General features: G+C 73.5%; 15 protein-coding genes. 11 read left to right on the plus strand and 4 right to left on the minus strand.

Going from position 1 to position 23,969, the window contains the following annotated elements; genetic code table 11:
* Window positions 1-208 precede the first annotated feature (208 nt).
* From HHX40_RS05575 to HHX40_RS05595, 5 genes are all read left to right on the plus strand, one after another.
* Window positions 209-2,173 (plus strand): glycosyl transferase family 2, encoded by a 1,965-nt coding sequence (locus HHX40_RS05575; RefSeq protein ID WP_182879656.1) that lies wholly within the window; start codon window positions 209-211, stop codon window positions 2,171-2,173.
* Complete coding sequence (locus HHX40_RS05580) at window positions 2,170-4,119, plus strand: glycosyltransferase (RefSeq protein ID WP_310737954.1); 1,950 nt, start codon at window positions 2,170-2,172, stop codon at window positions 4,117-4,119. Before HHX40_RS05575 ends, HHX40_RS05580 begins: the two co-directional genes overlap by 4 nt.
* Complete coding sequence (locus HHX40_RS05585; RefSeq protein WP_182879658.1) at window positions 4,101-7,928, plus strand: bifunctional glycosyltransferase/CDP-glycerol:glycerophosphate glycerophosphotransferase; 3,828 nt, start codon at window positions 4,101-4,103, stop codon at window positions 7,926-7,928. The genes HHX40_RS05580 and HHX40_RS05585 overlap by 19 nt, the downstream gene beginning before the upstream one ends.
* A gap of 122 nt (window positions 7,929-8,050) precedes the next feature.
* Entirely contained in the window at window positions 8,051-11,176 is a 3,126-nt protein-coding gene (locus HHX40_RS05590; RefSeq protein ID WP_182879659.1) for a bifunctional glycosyltransferase/CDP-glycerol:glycerophosphate glycerophosphotransferase, read from the plus strand.
* Window positions 11,173-12,729, plus strand: a complete 1,557-nt coding sequence (locus tag HHX40_RS05595) for a hypothetical protein (RefSeq protein ID WP_182879660.1) — start codon at window positions 11,173-11,175, stop codon at window positions 12,727-12,729. Before HHX40_RS05590 ends, HHX40_RS05595 begins: the two co-directional genes overlap by 4 nt.
* Window positions 12,730-12,760: 31 nt before the next feature.
* Here the strand turns inward: HHX40_RS05595 and HHX40_RS05600 are convergent, their stop codons facing one another.
* A complete protein-coding gene (locus tag HHX40_RS05600; RefSeq protein WP_182879661.1) occupies window positions 12,761-14,350 on the minus strand; it encodes a stealth family protein in 1,590 nt (529 codons plus the stop codon).
* 154 nt (window positions 14,351-14,504) lie between these two features.
* On the opposite strand from HHX40_RS05600, the gene HHX40_RS05605 reads away from it, so the two are divergent.
* Both HHX40_RS05605 and HHX40_RS05610 read left to right on the plus strand, forming a co-directional pair.
* Complete coding sequence (locus HHX40_RS05605) at window positions 14,505-15,386, plus strand: CDP-alcohol phosphatidyltransferase family protein (protein ID WP_182879662.1); 882 nt, start codon at window positions 14,505-14,507, stop codon at window positions 15,384-15,386.
* Between the two features lie 122 nt (window positions 15,387-15,508).
* Window positions 15,509-16,549, plus strand: coding sequence for a sulfotransferase family protein (locus HHX40_RS05610; RefSeq protein ID WP_182879663.1), 1,041 nt, complete (start codon window positions 15,509-15,511; stop codon window positions 16,547-16,549).
* Window positions 16,550-16,584: 35 nt separating this feature from the next.
* Here HHX40_RS05610 and HHX40_RS05615 read toward each other — a convergent pair whose 3' ends face one another.
* The 3 genes from HHX40_RS05615 to HHX40_RS05625 all read right to left on the minus strand — a co-directional run bounded on the left by HHX40_RS05615 (window position 16,585) and on the right by HHX40_RS05625 (window position 19,661).
* Window positions 16,585-17,676 (minus strand): LacI family DNA-binding transcriptional regulator, encoded by a 1,092-nt coding sequence (locus tag HHX40_RS05615; protein WP_182879664.1) that lies wholly within the window; start codon window positions 17,674-17,676, stop codon window positions 16,585-16,587.
* An 11-nt stretch (window positions 17,677-17,687) separates the two neighbouring features.
* The gene (locus HHX40_RS05620) at window positions 17,688-18,587 is read right to left on the minus strand and encodes a PfkB family carbohydrate kinase (RefSeq protein WP_182879665.1); all 900 of its coding nucleotides are present in this window, start codon (window positions 18,585-18,587) and stop codon (window positions 17,688-17,690) included.
* Between the two features lie 72 nt (window positions 18,588-18,659).
* Window positions 18,660-19,661, minus strand: coding sequence for an SIS domain-containing protein (locus HHX40_RS05625; RefSeq protein WP_182879666.1), 1,002 nt, complete (start codon window positions 19,659-19,661; stop codon window positions 18,660-18,662).
* Window positions 19,662-20,027: 366 nt separating this feature from the next.
* On the opposite strand from HHX40_RS05625, the gene HHX40_RS05630 reads away from it, so the two are divergent.
* From HHX40_RS05630 to HHX40_RS05645, 4 genes are read left to right on the plus strand one after another with little or no spacing between them, the layout of a single operon-like run.
* Window positions 20,028-21,353 carry an ABC transporter substrate-binding protein gene (locus HHX40_RS05630; RefSeq protein ID WP_182879667.1) on the plus strand — a complete coding sequence of 442 codons (1,326 nt, stop codon included), beginning with the start codon at window positions 20,028-20,030 and terminating at the stop codon, window positions 21,351-21,353.
* A 25-nt stretch (window positions 21,354-21,378) separates the two neighbouring features.
* Window positions 21,379-22,257 (plus strand): carbohydrate ABC transporter permease, encoded by an 879-nt coding sequence (locus HHX40_RS05635; protein WP_182879668.1) that lies wholly within the window; start codon window positions 21,379-21,381, stop codon window positions 22,255-22,257.
* Window positions 22,254-23,087 carry a carbohydrate ABC transporter permease gene (locus HHX40_RS05640; RefSeq protein WP_310737956.1) on the plus strand — a complete coding sequence of 278 codons (834 nt, stop codon included), beginning with the start codon at window positions 22,254-22,256 and terminating at the stop codon, window positions 23,085-23,087. The genes HHX40_RS05635 and HHX40_RS05640 overlap by 4 nt, the downstream gene beginning before the upstream one ends.
* 32 nt (window positions 23,088-23,119) lie before the next feature.
* On the plus strand, window positions 23,120-23,965 hold the full coding sequence (locus HHX40_RS05645) for a sugar phosphate isomerase/epimerase family protein (protein ID WP_182879670.1): 846 nt from the start codon (window positions 23,120-23,122) through the stop codon (window positions 23,963-23,965).
* The last annotated feature ends 4 nt before the right edge of the window (window positions 23,966-23,969 follow it).

Consider the following 23,969-nt stretch of genomic DNA (forward strand, 5'->3'; position numbering starts at 1 on the left):
CTCGGGAATCTACAACGCGGCATCGTAACGCGTCTCGTGCCACTTCCTCCGTTGCAGTCCGATTACGTCTCGTGTGAGAACCCCGCGCCGGGACCCGGCGGGAGGATTAAACCTTCGGCCAAGGAAGGGACTAAGGCGGCACCCGCACGGGTGCGGTTCGCGATGCTGGGCCGGTCGGATGAGGAACCGCGCAGCGTGAGGAGGGCGGGTGAGGCGAGCCGCCACCCGGTCGGCGTGGGGGACGTGGATCGGGTTCGAATCCTGTCCGTCGCTGCTCGGCCGCCTCGTCGAGGGCTTCTCCGGCCCGTGGACGCCGCTGGAGCACCTTCCCGTCCCCGCGTCCGCGCAGGAGACCGTGCCCGCGCAGGAGACCGTGCCCGCACAGGAGACGGCGTCCCTGGGGGAGGCAGCGTCCGTGCGGGGGACGGTGCCCGTGCCGGAGACCGCGCCCTCCCAGCAGACGGCGTCCGTGCGGGGGCCAGCGTCCGTGCGGGGGACGGTGTCCGTGCCGGAGACCGGGCCCGTGCGGGAGACGGGGTGCGTGGTGCTCGCGGCACGGTCCCCGGCCGACCTGCGCAGGGCCGTGCCGCTGCGGGTCCTGCTGCCGCGGGCGCCGCGCGTGCGGATCGCCGTCGCGGACGTGCCGCCCTGGGCGGGCCGGCCGCTGCCGGCCGCCGGGCAGGCCCCCTGCTGGCGCCTGCTGACCGGGCTGCGGGTCGCCCGCCGCGGGCGCGGCTGGCACCTGGAGGCCGCCTTCTCCGAGCCCGTCGCCGCCGGGGAGATCCTGGCCCACGTCGCGTACGGCCTCTTCGGCGCGGCCGGGACCACCACGCCCGTGGCCGGGCTGGCGGGCGCGGGCGCGGCCGACTGGCGGCCCGGCGACGCCAACGCCACCCTCGCGCCCGCCGACGGCCCGGTGCCGGACCGCCGCGACGCCCCCGGCTGCGATGTGCTGGTGCGCGTCGGCGCCTCCCGCGTCCCGCCGGTGGACGAGGCCGTCGTCAACCCGATCGGGTTCCGGCCGCACCCCGAGGAGGGAGTCGCGGAGCTCACGCCGCACCGGGACGGGTTCGCCGTCACCTGCGGCCCCACCACTCTCGTACGGCTGCCGCCCGGCGGGCGCGTCACGGACGTGGACGTCGCCCGCCTGCGCGACGTCCGGGGGGTCGCGGTGCCGGCCTCTGCCGGGCCCGCGTCCGCCGGGCCCGCACCGGTCGTGGCGCGCGTCGTGGCCGCGCTGGCGGCCGCCGGGATCCCGGTGCTCGCCGAGCCCGACCCGGCGCGTGACGAGGCGCTGGGCCCTCCGCTCACCGCCGCCCTCGCCGCCGTGACCCCCGAGGCGCTCGCGTCCGACCTGCGCCGGGAGGAGATCAGCATCCGGCTGCGCAGGACCGCGCTGCGCGAGCACGGCTCGGTCGCATGCTGGCGGCGGCTCGCCGCGGACGCCGGCCTGTCCGTGCCGCCGGCACCACGGGTGTCGATCCTGCTCTGCACCCGCCGCCCGGAGATGCTCCCGTTCGCGTTCGAGCAGATGGAGCGCCAGCGCGGCGTGACGGCCGAACTGATCGTGGGGCTCCACGGCTTCACCGCGCGGGAGGCGCCGCTTCCCCGTACGCCGCTGCCGGTCACCGTGATCGAGGCGCCCGCGACGACACCGTTCGGCGAGGTCCTGAACCGGATGGCGGCCGCCGCGTCCGGGTCGTACCTCGCGAAGGTGGACGACGACGACTGGTACGGCCCCGACCACCTCGCCGATCTCCTGCTCGCCCGGCTCTACAGCGGCGCCGACCTGGTCGGGTCGGCCGCGGAGTTCGTCTACCTGGAGCAACTCGACGTGACGATCAGGCGGTGCATCGGCACCGAGCGCTTCGCGCCGCTGGTGGCCGGGGGGACGATGCTGGTCACCCGGGCCGCGTTCGAGGCGGCCGGCGGCTTCCGGCCGCTGCCGAGGACGGTCGACGGCCAGCTTCTGCAGGCCGTCGAGGCGGCGGGCGGCCGCATCTACCGCACCCACGGGTTCGGCTACGTGCTGCGCCGCCGCAGCGCGTACGGCCACACCTGGCGCCAGCCGGTGCAGTCGTTCCTCGCGTCCTACCAGGAGCAGTGGCGCGGGCTGGTCTTCAACGGACTGATGAAGGACGGTGCCCAATGGCGGGCGGAGGTGAGGACGTGACGGGGGGCGTGCGCATCCCGCTCAACGACTACGGGGTGCTCGGGCAGCCGCCCGCGCCGGGGGAGTGGACCCCCACGCTCACGGTGAGCGTGGTCATCCCCGCCCACCGCGCGGAGCACACGCTGCCGCTGACCCTGGCGAGCCTGGCCCGGCAGACCTACCCGGCCCACCTGACGGAGGTCGTGGTGGTGGACGACGGCGAGCGGCCCGCGCCGCCGCCCTCCGTCTCGTCCACTGCCTCGTCCACCGGCCGCCCCTCCACCGCGCCCTGCGCTGGGCCCTCGCCCGACGCCTGGCCCGTGTCCTCCGCCTGGCCGGTGTCCTCCGCAGGGCCCGTGCCGGAGCGGCTGCGGGTGGTCCGCCCGCGCGACGGGGCGTGGGGGAGGGCGAGCGCCTGCGCGGCTGGGGCGGAGGCGGCCGAGGGCCAGGTGATCCTCTATCTCGACGCCGACCTCGTGCTGTTCCCCGAGCACGTCGAGGCCCAGATGCGCTGGCACCACCTCGCGGACCACCTGGTCGTGCTCGGGCACCTGAGGTTCGTGCCGGGCCTGGACGAGATCCCGGCGAGCGAGGTGCTCGCCGCCGTCGAGGCGGGCACGGTGGACAAGCTGTTCGCCGAGGAGGACACCACCCCGCAGTGGACCGAGGGGCGCTGGGACCAGACCGACGACCTGCGCGCGGCGGGCTTCACCGCGTTCTCCGTCATGGTCGGGGCCACGGCGTCGCTGCCCGCGGCGCTGCTGCGGGCCGCCGGGGGTCTGGACGCGTCGCTCGTCCTCGGGGAGGACACCGAACTGGGCTACCGGCTCGCCCAGGCGGGGGCCGTCTTCGTGCCCGACCGCCGGGCCCGGTGCTGGCACCTCGGCCGCTCGACGGTGATGCGCCGCGAGCCGGAGGTGAAGCGGCACAACTGGCCCTACCTGGCCGAACGCGTGCCCGTCTTCCGCTGGCTGCGCAGGCATCCCCACCGCACCTACCTCGTGCCGTACGTCGAGGTCGTGGTCGACGCGGAGGACGCCTCGTTCGAGGAGGTCAGGGCGACGGTCGACGGCGTGCTCGCGGGGCGTCTGCCGGACGTGCGGGTGACCGTGACCGGGCCGTGGGGCCGGCTCCGCGGCGGGCGGCGGGACCCGCTCGGGGATCCGTCGCTCGACCTGCGCCTGATGCTGGCCTGCTACGAGGGCGAGCCCCGGGTCCGGTTCCGGGAGACCGTGCCGGACGACTGCTTCCCGGTGCCGTTCCGCTTCCACTGCCCGCCGGGCTGGGTCCCGTCGCGCGGCACCATCGGGGCGGTCGTCAAGCACGCCGACCGGCAGCGGCTAGGGATCGTCTCCCTCGCCCTGGACGAACGGGAGGACGGCGAGGTCGTCCACGCCCGGCTGGAGCGCACGGCCGCCGTCACCCGCGCCCGCCGCTGCGCCCGGCCGGGAGACGACCTCGACGACCTCATTCACGAGATGTTCGGCACGGTGTGGGACGCCGGCGACAAGTGGGGGCTCCTTCCCGCGGAGAGCGCGGCGAGTGCGGGGAGCGTCGATGGCGCCGGTGGTGCCGGGAGCACGGGGAAGGCCGGGGGCACCGCCCCACCTGGTCCGGGCCGCGCCTGGACGGGTGGTTCCGGTGCCTCGCCGGGTGCCGGGGGCAGTTCCGGCCGTTCCGGGGCGGGCCCTTCCGGGTCCGGTCGTCCGGGGTCCGAAGGTTCCTGGGCCGGTCGTCTCGGGCTCCGCCGTTCCGGGTCCGGCCGTTCCGGGTCCGGTCGTTCGAAGTCGGGCGGTTCGGGGTCCGGTCGTTCGGCGTCCGAAGGGTCCTGGGCCGGTCGTCTCGGGGGCCGTCGTTTCGGGGCCCGTCGTTTCGGGGCACGGCCGCTGCGCCGCACCGCCCGCCTGCTGCGCCGGCGCCTGCGCGCCCTCGTGCGAAAGGACCGCCCGTGCCCCGCATCAGTGTGATCGTTCCGATCTACGACGTGGAACCGTACCTCGCCGCCTGCCTGGCCTCGGTCGCCGCGCAGACCTGGGAGGACGTCGAGGTCGTCATGGTCGACGACGGATCGCCCGACGGCAGCGCCGGCATCGCCGCCGGATTCGCCGCGAGGGACGCGCGGTTCCGGCTGGTCCGGCAGGCCAACGCCGGGCTCGGCGCGGCGCGCAACACGGGGGTGCGCCACGCGACCGGGGACCACCTCATGTTCCTCGACAGCGACGACCTGCTGCCCGCGCACGCCCTCGAATACCTCCTGGCGTCCCTTGAGCGGACCGGGTCCGACCTCGCCACCGGCAACGTGCTGCGGCTGGACGGCCGGGGCGCCCGCCAGTCGGCCATGCACCGGCCCGTCTTCGCCGACGCGGCGGACGCCACCCACATCACGCGCAGGCACGCGCTGCTGCGCGACCGGCTGGTCACCAACAAGCTCTGGCGCCGGTCGTTCTGGGACGCTCACGGCTTCGCCTTTCCCGAGGGCGTGCTGTACGAGGACATCGCGGTGGCGTTGCGCGCCCACTTCCTGGCGCGGTCGGTCGACGTGCTGCCCGCCCCGGTCTACCTCTGGCGGCGGCGCGAGGCCGGCGGCCCCTCGGCGACTCCTTCGACCGCTCCTTCGATCACGCAGGACAAGACCCGGGCCGGGCATCTGGAGGGCCGGTTCGCCGCCGTCACCGAGGTGCGCCGTTTCCTCAGCGAGCACAACTTCACCGCGCACATCCACGCCTGGGACCACGCCGTTCTCGACGCAGACCTGACGAACTTCCTGGACGTGCTCGACCAGGGGTCCCCCGCCTTCCAGCACCACTTCCTCGACCTCGCCGGCCGCTATCTCGACGAGGTGGCGCAGTGCGTCCTCGACGACCTGCCCGCCCTGCGGCGGGTGGAGTGGCACCTGGTGCGGGAACGCCGCCTGGCCGACCTGCTGGACGTCCTCGCCTGGGACCGGGAGGTGGAGCCCGACCGGCGGCTCGTCCGCAGGATGGGCGGTTACCACCTGAACGTCCCCCTCACTCGCGACCCTGTGCGCGACTCCGCGCGCGTCATCCCGGCCGCCGTCACCAGGGCCCGGGACGAACTCGTCCCCCGGCACCGCATCGACGCGATCCGGTGGGAGGACGGCGCGCTCGTGGTCGAGGGCCGCACGGCTCCGCCGTACCTCCGGCCGACCCGGCGCATCCACCAGCAGGTCTTCGCCGCGCTCGTCCACGAACGGACCGGCCGCCGGATCCGGGTCCCGGCCGCCGTGACCAGGGCCCGGGTGTCGGCGAAGGGCGCGGAACGGGACTGGGGCGGTTTCCGGATCACGATCGACCCCGCGGCGCTCGCCCGGCCCGGCAGGCTCGGACGGTGGCACGTCGAGCTCCGGGTCCTCCACCGGGGCGTCGTCCGGCGCGGGCGGCTCTCCGATCCGCGCGCCTCCGCGGCCATGGCGGAGGAGGCGGGCTACCGGAGCGCCGGCCCCGACCACTACGTCGCGCCGCTGCTCGGCGAGACGGGCGACCTGGTCCTGCTAGCCGGACGGGAGACCGCTCGGGTGGTCACCGGCGAGGTACGCGACGGCCGCCTGCGGCTGGTGGGACACGTCGTCAACGACCTCGGCCCGTGCCCGGTGCTCCAGGTCACCCGGCGCCCCGGAGGCGTTCCCCGCACGTACCCCGTGAACGTCGACCGGCGCACGTTCGAGGCCGTGGTCGATCTGCGCGACCTGCTGCCCGCGTCCCGCCATGCGGTGCCGCCGGAGGTCGCCGTGCCGTACACGTGCTGGGAGGTCGAGGTGCGGGCCGCGGGAGGTGAGGCGACGCCGGTGACCGTCGCCGACGACGTGCCCCTCGGCCGGTACGGCCTGGCCGGCCGGGAGATCGTCGTGTTCCGTGACCGGACCGGCGGCCTGGTGCTGCGCGACCAGCCCATGGCGGCCTACGCCGACCTCGCCGAGTGGCTGCCCGCCGGGCGAGGAGGAGGGGGCGAACTGCTCGTCGAGGGCGGGTTCGCCGTGCCGCACGAGGTGTCCGCGCTGGTGGTGACCGCGCTCGACCCCGTACTCACCGGGTACGGCGAGTGGTCGCTGCCGATCGAGGGTTCCGGAACCCGGTTCCGCGCGCGGCTCACGCCCGAGGAGGTCGCCGGCCCGGCCGGGCGGCTGCCGCTGCCACGCGGGCGGTACGCGCTGTCGGTCCGCGCCCGCCCGGTTCCGGACCCTCAGGCGTCGGCCGGGGCCTCCGGACGGCCGGGTTCGCCGGAGCCGCTGGGGCCACTTGCGCCGGTCGTGCCGGTCGTGCCGCTGAGGCCGATCGCGCCCCTGGAACCGACAGTGCCTGGAGAGCCTCTGGGGCCGATCGAGCGGGCCGAGCCGGTGGACCTGCCCCTGGAGTTCGACACCGACGTGCCGGCGATCCACCAGACGGCCCGGCGTACGTTCGGGATCGTCGTGCCGGGTCCGGGTCGTGCCGTGCTGACGGTCAGCGGCGACCTGACCGCCGACGAGCGGGGAAAGAAGGCCCAGCGGACGCTGCGCACGCGGACGTACCCGCAGATGCGGGGACGGCCGCTGCGGGAGGCCGTCCTGTTCGAGGGGGGAGGCGGCACGCGTTTCGGCGGCAGCCCGAGGGCGGTCTGCGAGGAACTGCGGCGGCGCGGGACGGACCTGCCGTTGCTGTGGAGCGTGCGGGATGGTCAGGTCGCCCTCCCGGACGACGTCGAACCGGTGCGGACGCTGGGACGGGAGCACTACGAGGCCCTCGCCCGATGCCGCTACATCGTCACCGACGCGCCGCTGCCCGCCTGGTTCGAGCGCAGGCCGGGTCAGGTGGTGATCCAGACCTGGCAGGGCCCGGTGACCACCCTCGCTCTCGCCACGCCCGCCGCCGCGCCCCCCGCCGAGCGACCGCTCGGCGCCGTGAGTTGCGCGGCCGACGCCGGGGACGGCGTCGCGGGCTCCGGACGGAGGGCCTGTGCCGACGACTCCGTGGCTACTCGGGGGGACGGCGTCGCCCACGCGACCGGATGGCCGCCCGGTGCGGAGGACGGCCCCGCAGGTGACTTCGGGGCGGACCAGTGGACCTACCTCGTCAGCCCGGGTCCCTGGTGGACGCCGTGGCTGCGGCGGACGTCCGGCTTCGAGGGGGAGGTCCTGGAGACCGGCCTGCCGGGTGACGACCTGCTGGCCGGCCCCGGCGCCCGCGAACGCGCCGCCGAGGTGCGGTGCCGTCTCGGCCTGCGGGAGGGCCGTACGGCCGTGCTGTACGTGCCGGGGGAGCACGTCGCGCTCGACCACGCCCGCCTCGCCGCCGCCCTTCCGGACGACTGCGTACTGCTGGTCCGCGGGCCGTCGCCGGCCGACGCCCGGCCCTTCGCCCGTTCTCACGCGCGCTCCTCAGGTGGCTCTCCCATCGGGTCCTCCGGTGGGGCCACCGATCCCGGACGGGGGTCGTGGGGAGAGGCAGCCGGTGTCGTGGACGTCACCGGCCATCCGGATCCGCAGGAGTTGTTCCTCGCCGCCGACGTCCTGGTGACCGGGGACGTCGCGGCGATGGTCGAGTTCGCGGTCACGGGGCGTCCGATGCTCCTCCACCCCGGCGCGCCACACGACCTGTGCCTCCATCCGGAGGCGCCGGGCCCGACGCTGCGCGGCGCCGACGAGGTGGCCGAGGCGCTCACCCGCCTGGACGAGATCGCCGACAAGCACCGGGACGCGCTCGGCGCGTTCCTCCGCAGGTACCGTCCCGCGATCGACGGGCACGCCGCCGCCCGGCTCGTGGACCTCGTGTTCCGCTGAGCGCGGCGGTGGCGGCATCCGGCGCCCGTCGATCGGCCGGATGGTCAAGGATCTGCCAAGGAACCGTAAGGCAATCGAGATCGGCGGGGTGTCGCCTCGCCGCGCCTCGGCATCCTGACGGCGTGACAGCGCCTCCCAGGCTCTCGGTGGTCGTCCCGCTGCACGGCGGGGAGGAACACGCCGAGGAGTGCCTCAAGTCCCTGCACGACCAGACTCTCGACGACATCGAGGTGATCCTCTCCGGGCGGCCGGAAGGTCTGCGGGCCCCCGGCCCGCGGTTCACGCTTCTCGCGCTCGGCGACGGCGGCGACGACCCGGGCGCGGCTCGCAACGCGGGCGCGGCCTTCGCCACCGGCCGCTATCTCGCCTTCGCCGACCCCGGCTCCGTCGTCCCCGCCGACGCCTACCGCACGCTGGTCGACGCCCTCGACCACACCGGCTCCGACCTCGCCTGCGGCAGGATCCGCTGCTGGAGCCCGTACGCGTCCGGCGGGGCCGCCACAGGCCCGGAAACGGGACGTACGACCGGTTCCGCGACGGGCTCGGGGACGGGCGCGACGGCGCCGGGGGCGTTCTCGGCGGCGGGATCGGCAGCGGGGTCGGCGGCGCGGTTGCGTACGCACATCACCCGGCACCCGAAGCTGCTGGACGACCCGCGGGCGGGCGGCACGGTGTTCCGCAGGGAGTTCTGGAACCGGCACCGGTTCGCCTTCCCCGAGGGGCTGGGTGAGGACTTCCCGGTGACGATCCCCGCGCACGTGCTGTCCTCCTCCGCCGACGTGCTCGGCGACGTGGTGTGCCTCACCCGGGGGCCCCGGCCGCAGGCCGACCCGCTGCGCCGCCTGCGGGCGATGCTCGACGTCGCCGACCTGCTCGCCCGGCACGCCCCGAGCCTGCGGACGACGTACGACCTGCGCCTCGCGGAGGGGCCCGACCTCGCGGCGGTGCTGCGCGCGGCTCCCGGGCGGCTTCCGGCGGGGCTCGCCGACGCGCTGGCCCGGCTCGACCGGGAGGCGATGGAGCGGCTGCCGGTTCTGAGGCGGCTGCAGATCTTCCTGGCCGCCCACGGCATGACCGGGGAACTGGCGGAGCTGCACCGGTTCGCGGAGTCGGAGATCAGGCACCGGGGAGTGCTCCGGCGCGGGCTGGTCCGCCGCCGCTGGTATCTCGACTATCCCTTCCGCCGTGATCCGCGGGTGCCGCGCTCGCTGTTCGACGCGACCTGCGACCTGCGGCTGACCGCCCGCGCCGACGACGTACGGCCGTCGGGCGGCGGGCTCCTGCTGACCGGCCACGCGTACATCGCCCACCTGGACAGCGGGCACAGCCGGACGGAGCTGTGGCTCCAGCGGGGGGAGGAGCGGATCGCCCTGCCCGTACGGCGGGTCCGCCGCCCCGACGTGACGGCCGACTCCCGCCAGTCGGTCGTGTGCCACGACGACTCCGGCTTCGTCACCGAGATCGACCTGGACGAGCTCCGCGCGGCCTCGGCGTCCGGAACCGGTCGATGGACGTTGCACGCCATGGTCCGGGCGCGGGGCGTGACCAGGGCCGGAAGGGCGACCGGTGCCCCCGGCGAGCGCGTCTTCGACGTCGCGGGCGTGCGGGTCTCCCTCACGTACGAGCGGGGCCTCACCCTCACGGCCGGTGCGGCCGCCGATGACGGCCGGCCCGCCGGTCCGGGCGCCCGGACCGGCGCGGGCGGGCCCGGAGGCCCGGGCGTGCCGGGTGACGGCCCGCTCGCCGACCCCGGCGTGGTGCATGTCGGCGCCGTGCGCTGGACGGACGCGGGGGAACCGGTCCTGGAGGGGCCGGGCCGGTTCCCCGGCGGCCGGATCACCCTCGACCGCGGCGCCGAACACCACTCCTGGCCGGTCCGCCAGGACGAGGGCGGATGGACGGCCGTCATCGGCAGGACGGCTGACGGGCTGCCGCTGGCCGGCGGCACCTGGCGCGTGCTCGCCGGGGACGAGCGCGTCCGGCTCTGCCCGGACCTGATCGCCGACCCGCCCCGGCCGCATGTCGCCGGGCTGCACGAGGTCTCCTTCCGTACGGCCCGCGACGGCGCGCTCAGCCTCGTGGTGCGCCCGGCCCTCGGCCCGCACGAACGAGGGCCGTACGCCACGCGCAGGCGCCTGGCCGCGGCCCGGTCCCGGGCGAGCGGCCGGACCGGCGGACGCGCGAAACTGCGGAACGCGGCCGTCTTCGACAGCTACGGCGGCGGCCAGTACTCGTGCAACCCCCGGGCGGTCTCCGAGGAACTGTCGCGCCGTCACCCCGACGTCGAGATCGTCTGGGTCACCAGGGACGGGCAGTTCACGGTGCCCCCGGGCGTACGCCTGGTCCTGCACGGCTCACGCGAGCACGAGGAGGCGCTGAGCACCAGCCGCTTCGTCGTGGCCAACCGGCGTACGCAGCCGGGGTGGTACCACAAGCCGCGTGGCCAGACCGTCGTGCAGACGTGGCACGGCACGCCGCTCAAGCGCCTGGGGCTCGACCTGGAGGGCATGCCGTACGCGCGGCAGGCGCCGCGGGCGGAGCTGACCCGGCAGGTGGCGACCTGGGACCTGCTGCTGTCGCCGAGCCCGTTCGCGACCACCGCGCTGCGCCGCGCGTTCGGCTACGCGGGGGAGGTCCTGGAGTCGGGTTACCCCCGCAACGACGTGCTGTTCGACCCCGTGCGCGCCCGGGCCGTCCGGCGGCGGCTGGGCGTGCCGGACGACCGGCGGGTCGTCCTCTACGCGCCCACGTGGCGGGACGACGAGCCGGAGGGCGCCGGTCGGCTCGCCCTGGACCTCACCCGGGCCGCCCGGGCGCTGGACGACGACGACCTGCTGCTCGTACGGGCCCACTATCTGGTGGCGCGGCACCTGGCGATCCCCGAGGGCCTCGGCCATCGGGTCCGCGACGTCTCGAAATTTCCGGATATGGCCGATCTGCTGGCGGCCGCGGACGTGCTGGTCACCGACTACTCGTCGGCGATGTTCGACTTCGCCTGCACCGGGAGGCCGATGGTGTTCTTCGCCCCCGACCTGGAGCGCTACCGGGACGAGGTACGCGGCTTCTACCTCGATTTCGAGGCCGTGGCCCCCGGGCCGGTCGTCAGGACCGGTGCGGACCTGCTCGACGTGCTGCGATACGGCGACCTCGGGCCGTTCTCGGCGCGTTATGCGGAGTTCGCCCAGCGGTTCTGCCCCTGGGACGACGGCCACGCCTCGGCGCGCGTGGTCGCGCGCATGCTGCCGTGAACGGGCGAGTGCGATGGCCGGATGCCGTCACCGGGGTTCCGGCCGCGCTTGCGCTCGCCGCCGGGCTGTGGGACCTCGGCGGCCCGCCGCTGTGGCGCGACGAGGCGGCCACCGTGAGCGCCGCCGTCCGCACCCTCGCGCAGATGACCCACCTGCTGCAGTCGGTCGACGCCGTCCACGGCCTCTACTACGGGCTGATGCACATGGTCGTCGGCGTCTCCGGCACGGCCGAGGCGGCGCTGCGGCTGCCGTCGGTCCTCGCGGGGGCGCTGGCCGCCGCCGGGACCGGCGCGCTCGGCCGCGCGCTCGGCCTTCCCCGGGCGGGCCTGTACGCCGGGTCGCTCCTGGCCCTCATGCCGATCTTCTCCCGATACGTCCAGGAGGCGCGGCCGTACCCGATGACGACGGCCGCGGCCGTCGGCGTGACGCTGCTGCTCCTGCGCGTGCTGCGGTCGCCCACCCCGGCGGCGCTGGCCGGATACGCGCTGGCGCTGACCGCCCTCGCCTACCTCAACCTCTTCGCGTTCCTGATCGTGGGGGCCCACGGCGTGGTCGTGGTCCTGTCGCGGGGACCGCTCGCGCGATGGGCCTGTGCGACTGCGGCGTCGGCGGCGGCCGTGGCGCCGCTGGCCTGGCTCGGCTCCCGGCAGGGCGGGCAGGTGAGCTGGATCCGCCGGCCCGAGGCGGCCGACGTGGGGCGGCTCGCCGTCCAGATGTTCGGGGACCTCGGCACGACGGCCCCGCCGCCCCGGCCGGGCCTCGCCCCACCGGCGCCGCTCGGCGCCGCCGCGCTCACGGCGCTCGGAGTCGCCCCGCTGGCCTGGGCCCTCGCACTCCTCGGCCTCGTCCTCGGCCTGGCCGGCGGCCTCCGCGCCACACGGGCCGCCCACGCTGCCCTGGTGCGGGTGACCCTGCCGTGGCTGCTCTTTCCCGCGACGGTGCTGCTGGCGGCGTCCTGGGCCGCTCATCCCGTCTACGTCTTCCGGTACGTCTTCTGCTGCGTTCCCGCGGCGGCGCTGCTGGCCGGTGCGGGGATCGCCGCGATGCCCACCGGCGTGGCCGTCGCCGCGCTGGCGGCCTGGATCGGGTTGTCGGTGCCGGGGCAACTCGCCACGCGCGGGCCGGACGGCAGGCAGGACGACCCGCGCCCGGTCCTGGCGCTGCTCGCCTCCGCCGCGCGGCCGGGAGACGGGGTGCTGTTCGTGCCCCCGAAGGTCAGGAAGTACGCCACGGTCTACCCGTCCGTCTTCGGCGGGCTGGACGACGTCGCGCTGGCCCGGTCGCCGGAGCGGGACGGCAGCTTCGCGGGCCGTGAGGTCGGCCCGCGGCTGCTGGCCGCCCGCATCTCGGGGCTGCGCACGCTCTGGGTCGTCGGCCACACCGGCAAGGCGGGCCTGGCCGGTCGCCGGCTCGACGTGGTGACCCGCGCGTTCGTCCCGGCCGGGCGCCGGACCTTCCGCGGCCTGTACGCCGAGAGGTACGAGGCGCGCGACGAGACCCGGGCGAACGGCCTCGGCGCGAGCGGCGGGAGAGACGGCCGGGGCGGAAGGTGACGGCGGCGGGAGGCGGCAGGGGCCGCCGGGCTCACCGCTCGAAGGGCGCCGGGGTCGGGAAGTAGGCCTCCAGGAACCGCGCCAGCAGCGCGTCCTGCTCGTCGTCGGTCGGCGACGTGTCGTTCAGGCAGAACACGTCGTGCCTGCGCCGGGCGAGCATGCGGCGCAGCCGGGCGGGCGTCTTGGGCAGGGAGAGATCCACGTACGTGTAGTCGACCTGGCCGGGGACCGCTCGCCCGCTGAGGTAGCCGTAGTAGTGCGCCAGCGAGGACACCACCGAGATGTCCCGCGACGTGCGGAACCTGCTGCGGGCCGTCGCCTGGAACTCGGCGGCGAACCGCTCCTCGATCTCGTACATGAGCGACCTGCGCAGCGCGTACGGCACGTGCTTCAGCTTCTGCGTGATCGTGCGGCCGCTGAGGTCCTCCAGGATCCGCCGGTTGTTCATCCCGGCCGCGTGGACCGGGGACTCCTCGGTCTCCGGCAGGCCGAAGGGCACGTGGACCGTGCTGGGGAAGAACCGGGTGATCCCGTTGCCCTCGAAGAACGTCCGCGGCGCCAGCGGCCGGCCCAGGAAGAAGTCGTCGTTGAAGTACAGGAAGTGCTCGCTGAGCCCTTCGATGTGGTGAAGCTGGGTCTCGATGGCGTGCGAGTTGAACACCGGCAGCACCGACGGATCGGTGAAGATCTCCTTGTGGTCGACCACCGACACCATCGGGTGGGTGGTGTCGAGCCACGGGGGCGTCTGGCCGTCGGTGACGATCCATATCCGGTTGATCCAGGGGGCGTACATCAGCAGGGAGCGCAGCGAGTAGCGGAGCTCGTCCCTGCTGGTGAACCGCGCCTCGGTGGTCGCCATCTCGCTGAGCGGGCCGCCGACGCGCCGCGCCTCCTCGCGCTGCGCCTGGTCGCGGCGGGCCCGCCAGGCGGGGTCTGCGCCGTCCACCCACGTGTAGACGGCGTCGATCGGGAAGTCGATGTCGTCGAGCAGCCGCCGGAGGAACTCCGGCCGCGTCAGGTAGGAGCGGGCGCGGCGGGCCGGGCACGCGAGCGGCAGGAACAGCTCCTCGCCGCCCTCCGCCACCGGGCCGCCGGCCGGGACGCGGTCGCACGCCGGGTTGGGCCGCGGCCCGACCAGGTCGTCGCCCTCACGGGCCCAGAACTCCAGGTCGAGGCCGCTCTCGGGGCCGAGCGTGAGCGTCCGCGACGGGCTGGCGAAGTACATGGCCAGCCGCACGACCCTGGCGTCGCCGAGCAGCGGCGCGGCCCGCCGCACCGGGCGCATCCGCCCCGCGTCCGCCTGGGCCCGCGCCCCCGGCCTGCCGTACGGCTGGCGCGCCGCGAACAGCGGGTGGACCCCGGCGGCGAGCGCGGCGAGCGTGCGGTCGCGGTCCTCCTCGGGCACCGCGACCACCGGCGGGCGGTCGGGCAGCGGGCGCACGCAGAAGTACGGCACCGCGGCCTCGGCCAGCAGGGCGCAGACCACGTCCAGCGTCTCGCGCTGGGCCTGCAGCGGGCTCGCGTCGGCCCGGATGAGCGCGGTCTTCGGTGTGGGCTCCACGGCCGGCAGCCGCCCGCGCAACCGCCCCTGCAGCCGCCGGTACAACGTGACAACGGGCATGGTCTCCCCCTCGGACACGCACTGTAACGGATCGGCCACCGGATTGGGGGATGGTTTACCTACTTCGGGTGGCGGTCAAGAAGTGGCAACGAGATGCCCTCTCTGTTACAGAAGAGCAGGCGAACGGCTACCGCTTGTAGTCATTGTTGCCTGCATGGGGGGCTTCACGCTGAACGACATACTCGCGACGCGCAAGCCGAGGGACTCGTGGTGGACCGTCTTCATGGTCGATCCGCTCGCCTGCCGACTCGCGCTGCTCGCGGCCAACCACACCTCTGTCACGCCGAACGGCCTGACCAGGCTGTCCATGCTGGTCGGCTTCGCCTCGGCGGCCGCCTTCGCGGAGGGCATGCTCGTCGCCGGGGCGGCGCTGTTCTACCTGAGCTTCACGGTCGACTGCATGGACGGGAAGATCGCCCGGCTGAAGGGCACGGGGACGCCCTTCGGGCTGTGGCTCGACTACGTCGGCGACCGGGTGCGGGTGGTCTGCTGCGCCTTCGGCTGGGGGTTCGGGGAGTACTCCCGCTCGGGAGACCCGGAGTTCGTGCTCGCCGCGGTGGGCGTCGTCGTGCTCGACCTGTTCCGCTACATCAACGGCCCGCAGCTCAAGCGGGTCAAGGACGCCACCCGCGCACTGGTCGAGTCGCGCCTGGACGGCCAGTGCGTCCTCGCCGAGAGCGTGCTGCGCGCCCGGCCGCGCAGCGAGCTCGAACGGGCCGCCGGCGAGGCCGCGTCCGGGGACGGCGCCACGGTCGTCGACCTGCAGAAGGCGTTCCACGCCCGCTTCCCCTGGTACGACCGGTTCCGGGTCTTCCTGGTGCGGCGGCGGGTGCGGACCCACGTGATGAGCGGCATCGAGTTCCACGCCGCGGTCTTCGTCGTGGGCCCGCTGCTCGGGGCCCGGGCCCTGGTGCCGGTCTCCGTCGTGGCCGGGGGGCTGCTGCTGGTCTTCGAGATGAGCCTCGTCTACCGCGTCTGGCTGGCGGCCCGCCAGGTGCCGACCACCGCCGCGGAGCGCGAGAAGATCATGGTCTGACCGGCCCCGGCGGCCGGCTCCACACGTTCGCACGGCACGCGCCGTGGGACCCGCGTCACGGACCCGCCCGGGGGAGGGCGGCGGCCGTACGACTGGCAACTTCTTCACGGGGGATTGATCTCATGCATTCGGACAGGCCTGTCTTCGTCGTCGGCTGCCCGCGCTCCGGCACCACCATGCTCCAGCTCATGCTGCACTCGCACCCGCGCGTCGCCGTGCCGCCGGAGACGCGGTTCCTCGTCCCGGCCTACTTCTCCCGCCGCGCGTACGGGGACATGCGGCTGGCCGACAACCGGCGCCGCCTGGCGGGCTGGATCGCCGAGGGCCGGACCACCAAGTTCCACGAGCTCGGGCTGAGCCGGCCCGACTTCGTCCAGGCGGCCATGCTCGGCCCGGGCAGCTTCGGCTCGGTCATCGGCATGGTCTTCAAGTGCTACGCCGAGCGCTTCGGCAAGCCGCGCTGGGGCGACAAGCGGCCCAGCTACTACCGGCACGTCGAGATGCTCATGCGGATGTTCCCCGACGCGCAGTTCGTCCACCTCGTCCGGGACGGCCGCGACTGCGTGGCCTCGCTGAAGCAGATGCCCTGGTACAAGGAGGACGCCGTGCACGCGATGGCCAACTGGGCCGAGGCCGTCGACTTCGGCCGGCGGAACGCGCGCAAGCTGCCGGACGGCACCTTCTACGAGCTGCGCTACGAGGACCTCACCGCCGACCCGGAGACCGAGCTCAAGAAGCTGTGCGTGTTCCTCGGCGAGGACTACGACCCGGCGATGTGCGAGCCCCGCCACGTGGCTGAGCTGGCCGTTCCCAGGCACAAGGTGTGGCACAGCAACACGCACGAGGAGGTCACCACCGCCCACTCCGGCAAGTGGGCCGCCCGGCTGGAGTCATGGGAGATCTCGCTGTGCGAGGAGGTGCTGGGCGAGCGGCTCACCGCGTACGGCTACGAGCTGAGCGGCGCGCGCAGGGCCGACCGCGACCACGTCGGCGCGTACAAGGCGGCGGTGAGCAAGCGCCGCGCGGCGCGGCAGCGCAAGTACAACCGCGACCGGCTCACCCGGCTGCGGGAGCCGGGGCCGATCGCCGCCCTGCTGACCGAGGGCCAGCGGCGGCTCGCCGGGCTGCCCCAGCAGCGCACCCCCGAACTGCTCCGCGCCTGATCCCCTGAGGTGGCGGCGGGATCACGGCGCCGGGATCACGGGGGAGGGGCGACGGAGGCGCGCTCGACGAGGCGTGAGCGCAGCGTGTGCGTCTCCCGGACCGGCTCGACGCCCCGGATGCCGTCGAGGAGCACCTGGGCCGCCTTCGCGCCGAGGTCGTGCACGGGCTGCTCGATCATCGTGAGCGGGGGGTCCATGACCGCCGCCCACGCGCTGTCGTCGAACCCGATCAGGGCGACGTCGCGCGGGTAGGCGAGGCCGGCGGCCCGCAGCGCGCGCAGGGCCCCGGTGACCGCCTCGGTCTCCGTGCAGAACAGCGCGGTGATGCGGTCGGGCAGGGCGAGCATGCGGGCGACCTCCTCGGTGACCCGCTCCTCCACCTTGCGGCCGACCATCACCAGGCCGGGATCGAAGGGGATCCGCGCGTCGTCCAGCGCGTCCAGGTACCCGCGCAGGCGCTCGCCGTCGGTCCACAGGTTGCGGGACGCGGCCTCCAGCAGTTCGCGGCGGGTCGCGGGCGGCCGCTCCATGGGCGGTCCCCACACGAAGCCGATCCGCCGGTGCCCCGCCGCGATCAGCCGCTCGACCGCCTCGCGCGCCGCGTCGCGGTTGTCGATGACGACCGCGTCGAGGTCGAGCGACGGGACGGCCCGGTCGACCAGGACGACGGGAACGCCGCGGTTCAGGGCCTCCTTGATGTGGCCGACGTCCCGGCCGCCGACGGCGGCGGACGCGATGATCATGCCGTCGACGCGCTTGTCGATCAGCACGTTCACGGCGGCGACCTCCTCGTCGAGGTCCTCGTACGTGCTCAGCACGATGGTGTCGAAGCCCCCGGCCCGTGAGGCGTCGCAGATGCCGCGCACCACCCCGGCGAAGAAGGGGTTGCCGATGTCGGCGACGATCACCCCGATGGTGTGGCTCACGCCCGTCGACATGCTGCGGGCGAGCGCGTTGGCGCGGTAGCCGAGCTTGTCGGCCGCCGCGAGCACGCGCTCCCGCAACTCGGGACTGACGTGCCCGTAACCGCCGAGCGTGCGGGCGGCGGTCGCCCGTCCGACGCCGGCCTCGGCGGCCACCTCGGAGATCGTCGGCCGGCCGGCGGCCTGGCCCCGGTCAGTCGGCATGGCCGGAGTCCTCACTTCTCGCGATCACCAGATGACCACATGCTAGCGACGGCGGGCCGCCCGTGGCCGAAGGCGCCTTCGACCAGGCACTGGTCGTGGGCCGAGCGCGCGCCGGCGCGCAGGGCGCCCGCGATCGCGTCCGGTCCCGGCGCGGCCCCGGCCCGCCAGCCGGCGCGCAGCAGGTGGACCACGAACCCGGCGAGGAAGGCGTCGCCGCAGCCCATGGTGTCGACCATCAGGCCGGGCTCGGCCACCCGCTGCGCGGGGGCGGCGAGCGTGACCCGGCCGTCGTGCGCGATCGCCCCCTCCTCGCCCCGGGTGGCGAGCGCGAGCCCCGCGCCCCGCCGTACGACGTCGGCGAGCAGCGCGCGGGTGGCGGCCTCGTCGAGGTGCGAGCACGACAGCAGCACCAGGTCGGCGTGCGGGCAGATCCGGTCGAGGTAGGCCGGGGTGCGGAACTCGTCCTCGCTGGACAGGTCGTAGCTCACCAGCGTGTCCAGCCCGGCCAGCTTCGGCAGTTCGCTCTCCGCGGCGGAGTACACGCTGGAGTGCACCAGGTCGAAGGAGGCGGCGTACCGCAGGAGGGCGTCGCCGAGGACGATCGGCTCCCTGGTCGTGACGCCGCCGCCGTTGAAGCCGACGAAGATCCGGTCGCCGTCGTCCACGCGCAGGGTCGAGACGCCGCTCTCCCCGGGCCGTACGACGCAGCGGTCGATCGCGACGCCCTGGGCGGCGATCGACGCGCGCAGGAAGTCGCCGAAGTCGTCGTCGCCGAACACGCCCAGGTAGGCGGCGTCGAGGCCGAGGCGATGGGCGTAGACGGCCACGTTCACGCTGTTGCCGCCGGGGTACTCGATGCCGCGGTCGACGAACCGGTCGACGACGTTGTCGCCGAAGCCGAGGACTCTCATGGACGTGCTCCTGAGGGGCGGGCCCCCGCGCGTGCACGGCGCACGGCGGAGGCCCGGGACGGGGAATGACGGTCAGTAGTCCATGACGCGGTAGTAGCGGCGCAGTTCGAGGGAGTGGTCGCGCACCCGCTCCAGGTGCTTGCTCACGCGGCCCGTCGCCACGTCGTGGACCAGCGGACCGAGCAGGCCGCGGAACTCGGGGCTGATCCCGTCGAGCGGGTAGTCCTTGGTGTCGAAGACCGTGACGTCCTTGGAGATGCGCCTGGCGAAGTTCGCCGCGCGCTCGGTGAGCCCCCGCCCCTCGTCCTCGCCCTGGAACACGATGACGCTGGTGTCCGCTTCGAGCAGTTCGAGCGAGCCGTGGAAGAACTCGGCGCTGTGCACCCGCGTGGTGCGCAGCCACTGCATCTCCTCCAGGACGCACATGGAGTACAGATAGGTGTACGCCCACAGGTTGCCGCCGCCGACGAGGAAGTAGTAGCCGGTGTCCTTGTGGTCGTCGGCGAACTTCTCGGCGACCGGCTCGGCCTGCTTCGCCACCTCCAGCAGGATCTGCGGGAGCCTGTCGAGCTCGGCGGCGAGCTTCTCGTAGCCCTCGAACTCGCCCCGCCGGGACAGCAGCCGGGTCATGAAGACCAGCATCTGCGGGTCGAACGGCCACGCCTTGGGCTCGGTGAGCAGCACCGTGTCCACGTTCCGCGCGACGGGCGAGTCGGGGTAGCCCGTAATGCCGACCGTGTGGACGCCCCTGGCCTTGCAGTAGTCGATGGCCCGCACGGTGTCGTCGGTCGTGCCGGAGGCCGAGGTGAAGACCGCCACCGAGCGCTCGCCGAGCGCCGCCTCGCCCGCGGCGATGAGCTCCGCGGCGATGACCGCGCGCACGTCGAAGGTGGACCGCTGCCGCGCCAGCCGCTCGTACGGCCACATCTGCGCGTAGGTGCCGCCGGCGCCGACCAGGTAGAGGTTGTCGAATCCCTCGTCCACGAGCCGATCGACGAGTTCCTCGATCTGGGGCCGCAACGCCACCGCGCTCGCCATCTGGGAGAGGAATTCCGGCTCGTTGAATCCGAGCATGCTTCGCGTCCTTTCGGGATTGCCCGCGGACCGGGGCGCCATCCTGCCTGATACCGGTCTCACGCAGAAGGTGACGCTGGCACACCTGCTGGGCGGGAGTCAACACCGGGGTGGATTCTCATCGCTGGTAAGGCTGTGATCTGCTGTTTTGTCGGTATCGAAGAGGCCGGCCGACACTCGGGAGGAAAAATGTTCCCGTTGAGGTCTGGTACCGGTATCACATGCTCTGTACAGTCACCCGTCATTGAACGGGTCGTGCCGGCGGCGCGTCCCGGCGGATCTCGGGTGCCCAGGCACCGGCGGTCCCTCCTCTCCCGAAGAGATCCAGACAGGACCTCGAGAAGACCCCCGAGAGAAAGGAAGCCCATGCGCCCTCGTGCACTGACGGCGTTCGCGGCGCTCGCCGGGACGTCGGTGCTCGTCCTGACCGGCTGCACCGGCGGCGGGCAGGCGGACCAGGCTCCCGCGGCCGACGCCGCCGCCAGCCCCGAGTACTCGGGCACGCTGAGCATCCTCACGAAGTTCGCCGGAGAGCCCCTTGAGCCGTACTTCGAGGACCTGGCCGCGGAGTACGAGAAGCTCCATCCCGGCGTGAAGATCCAGCTCATCCAGGAGACCGACCAGAGCATCAAGGACAAGACCAAGACGCTCACGGCCTCGAACGCCCTGCCCGACGTCTACTTCACGTGGACCGGCAACTGGGCCGAGAACTTCGTCCGCGGCGGCCGGGCGGCCGACCTCACCGGCGTGATCGGCCCCGGCACGGACTGGGGCAAGACCTTCAGCCCCGGCGCGCTGTCGGCCTTCGCCTACGACGGCAAGAACTACGGCATCCCGCTCTACGGCAACGGCAAGTTCATGGGCTACAACAAGGCCGCGTTCGCCAAGGCCGGGGTCCAGGTGCCGAAGACGTTCGAGGAGCTCGTCGGAAGCTGCGCGGCGCTGCGGAAGGCCGGGTACGAGCCGATCTCCTTCGGCAACAAGGACGGCTGGCCCGCCCTGCACTACCTGCAGCAGCTCTTCGCGTACGACGTGCCGACGGCCGCCTTCGAGGCGGACCTCAAGCCCGCGACGGCCAAGCTCGACGACCCCGGCTACACGAAGGCCCTCGGCCGGTTCAAGACCCTGGTCGACACCTGCACCGACACCAAGAGCGGCACCAACGGCGTGCTCTACACCTCCGCGCAGGAGGCGTTCGCCGACGGCAAGTCCGCGATGTACTACCAGGAGATCCTGGAGTTCGACAACGAGACGGCCAAGGGAAAGCTCGCCACCGACGACTTCGGGATCTTCCAGCTTCCGGCGCCGCAGGGGGCGGCCGGCGACCCGTCGATCGTCGAGGGCTCTCCCGAGGGCTACCTCGTCAACGCCGCCTCGCCGCGCATCCCCCTCGCCATCGACTTCATGAAGTTCGTCACGAGCACGAAGAACGCGCAGACGCTCTCGTCGCCGCCGTACGGCCAGCCCAGCACGGTCGTCGGAGCCGTCACACCCGAGACCTCCAGCAAGGCGGTCTTCGAGGGCATCGAGCTCGTCAACAAGTCGCCGAAGCTGGCCGCGTGGCTCGACACGGTCACCGTCCCCGAGGTCGCCGACGCGTGGCTGTCCGGCGGCGAGGCGCTGATCACCGGGAGCAAGACCCCCGAGCAGGTGCTCGACAGCGTGCGCCAGGCCTCGGCGTCGGCGAAGTAGCCGGGAGGACGGGCCGGTGCGCGCCATGAGCAGACGGGCCGCCGGGCTCGCGTGGGCGGTCCCCGCCCTCGTGCTGGTCGGGGTGTTCGTGTACTTCCCGCTGGTGGAGAACTTCGGGTTCAGCACGCTCAAGTGGGACATCTTCAGCGGGAGCCAGAAGTACGTCGGGCTCGCCAACTACGGCAAGCTCGTGGACGACCCGGTCTTCTGGAAGTCGCTCGGCAACAACGTGCTGTACGCGGTGGTGTCGATCGCGTTCCAGGTGTTCGGCTCTCTCGTGCTCGCGGCGCTCATCGAGGGTGTGCGCAGCGAGCGGTGGCAGCGCGCCCTGCGGGCCGTCTACTTCATCCCCAGCGCGATCTCGCTCACCGTCGCCGGCCTGCTCTTCTACTTCATCTACGAGCCCAACCTCGGGCTGCTCAACCACCTGCTGCAGGGGGTCGGCCTCGACGGGCTCCGGCACGCGTGGCTGGGCGAGGAGAGCACGGCCATGCCGGCGATCGTCGCGATGAGCCAGTGGCAGGGCTTCGGCTACTCGACCCTGCTGTTCGCGGTCGCGATCCAGCGCATCCCGCGCGAGATCTACCAGGCCGCGGAGATCGACGGCACCGGACCCGTCCGCCGGTTCTTCCACGTGACCCTTCCCCTGGTACGCGAGATGACCGGCGTGATGATCATGATCACGATCTCGGGGGCGTTCCAGGTGTTCAACGAGGTCATGGTGATGACCGGCGGCGGGCCGGACAACTCGACCCAGGTGCTGGGCACCTGGCTGTACCGCAGCGGCTTCGTCCGCAACGACTTCGGCTACGCGGCCGCGATCGCGACGGTCATCTTCGTGGTCACGCTCGCCATCGCCGTCGCACAACTGTGGGTCGCCCGCAGGAGAAGGGTGGAGTGGTGAGTCGGGCCGGCTTCCTCGGGGTGATCGCCCGCCTGCTGCTGTGGGCGTTCCTGCTCTGCCTCGCCGTGGTGGTGGTCTATCCGTTGCTGTGGATGCTGGTCAACGGGTTCAAGACCAACAGCGAGATCTTCGGCAACCCCTTCGCGCTGCCCTCCCACTGGAGCTTCGACAGCTACCAGAAGGCGTGGAACCGCGGGGTCAGCGACTACCTCACCACCAGCATCCTGGTCACGGTGACGTCGACCGTCGCCACGGTCTTCGTCAGCGCGTGGGCGGCGTACGGGCTGACCCGGGTGGACATCCCGTTCGGCAAGGCGGTCACCGGCCTGATCCTGGGCGGGCTGATGCTCGCCCCGAGCGTGGCGCTGGTCCCGCTGGTCAAGATGTTCCAGTCGATGGGGTTGTACAACAGCTTCTGGGCGCTGCTCATCCTCTACACGGCCTTCCGGGTGCCGTTCACCACGTTCCTCATCCGGGCGTACATGCTGGACCTGCCGCGCGAGGTGGACGAGGCGGCCGAGATGGACGGCTGCGGGCGGTGGACCGCGTTCTGGCGGATCACCCTCCCGATGTGCAAGCCGATCCTCGTCTCGACGGTCCTGCTGCACATCCTGTTCGCCTGGAACGAGTACCTCTTCGCGATGGTGTTCACCAGCGGCGCCGGCGTGCAGACTCTTCCCGTCGGCCTGATGAGCCTGATGAGCAAGCACGGCACCGAGTTCCCCGTCGTCTTCGCCGGCATGACGATCGCCGCCGTCCCGGTGGTGCTGCTGTTCTTCGTAGGCCAGCGGTACATCGTCAAGGGCCTCGCCGACGGAGTCGGAAAATGACCTCGCGACCTTCCCCTGCGACAGGAGAGCCGATGTCCTTCCCGCGGATCACCGGATCGAACTTCTCCTACCAGCACCTGCCGTTCGACCGGTTCCTCGACGACGCCGCCGATCTCGGCCGCGAGGAGGTGGAGCTGTGGGGCGTCGCCCCGCACTTCCACGTGCCGTGGGTGAGCGACGCCGAGGCCCGGGCCGTACGCCGCCGGGTCGAGTCACGCGGCCTGCGGGTGCGCTGTCTCACCCCCGAACAGGTGATGTACCCCGTCAACATCGCCTCGCCGGACACCCGGCTGCGCGCGGCCAGCATCGCGATGTTCCGCCGCGCCGCCGAGCTGTGCGCCGAACTCGGCGCCGGACTGCTGCTGCTGACGCCCGGCCGCGGCTTCGAGGACGAGCCGGTGGAGACCGGCCTGCGCCGGTCCGCCGACGCGCTCGCCGAGATCGCCGCGTACGCCGCCGGTTTCGGGGTGACGTGCGTGCTCGAACCGCTGCAGCGGGTGGAGTCGAACCTCCTGAACGACTCCCGCGCGCTCGCCCGCATGCTGGACGAGGTCGGCGCGCCGAACCTGGGCGCCGTGCTCGACACGGTCGGCATGGCGGTCGCGGGGGAGAGCGTCGACGACTACTTCGACGCGCTCGGCGGCCGCGTCCGCCACGTCCACCTCATCGACGGCCGCCCGGCCGGGCACCTCGCGTGGGGCGACGGCGAGCTGCCGCTCGCCGGCTACCTCGCCGCGTTCGAGCGCCGGGGGTACGACGGCCACATGACGTTCGAGCTGTTCGGCGACGGCACCTACGCCTTCGCCCCCCGCCCCGTCGTCGAACGCTGCCTCGCCGCCGTACGCGACGCGCTCACCCCCGGCGCGCCACGCGCGTAGCGGC

Origin of the sequence: Microbispora sp. H10949, assembly GCF_014161435.1 — a bacterium.
Classification (GTDB): Bacteria; Actinomycetota; Actinomycetes; order Streptosporangiales; family Streptosporangiaceae; genus Microbispora; species Microbispora triticiradicis.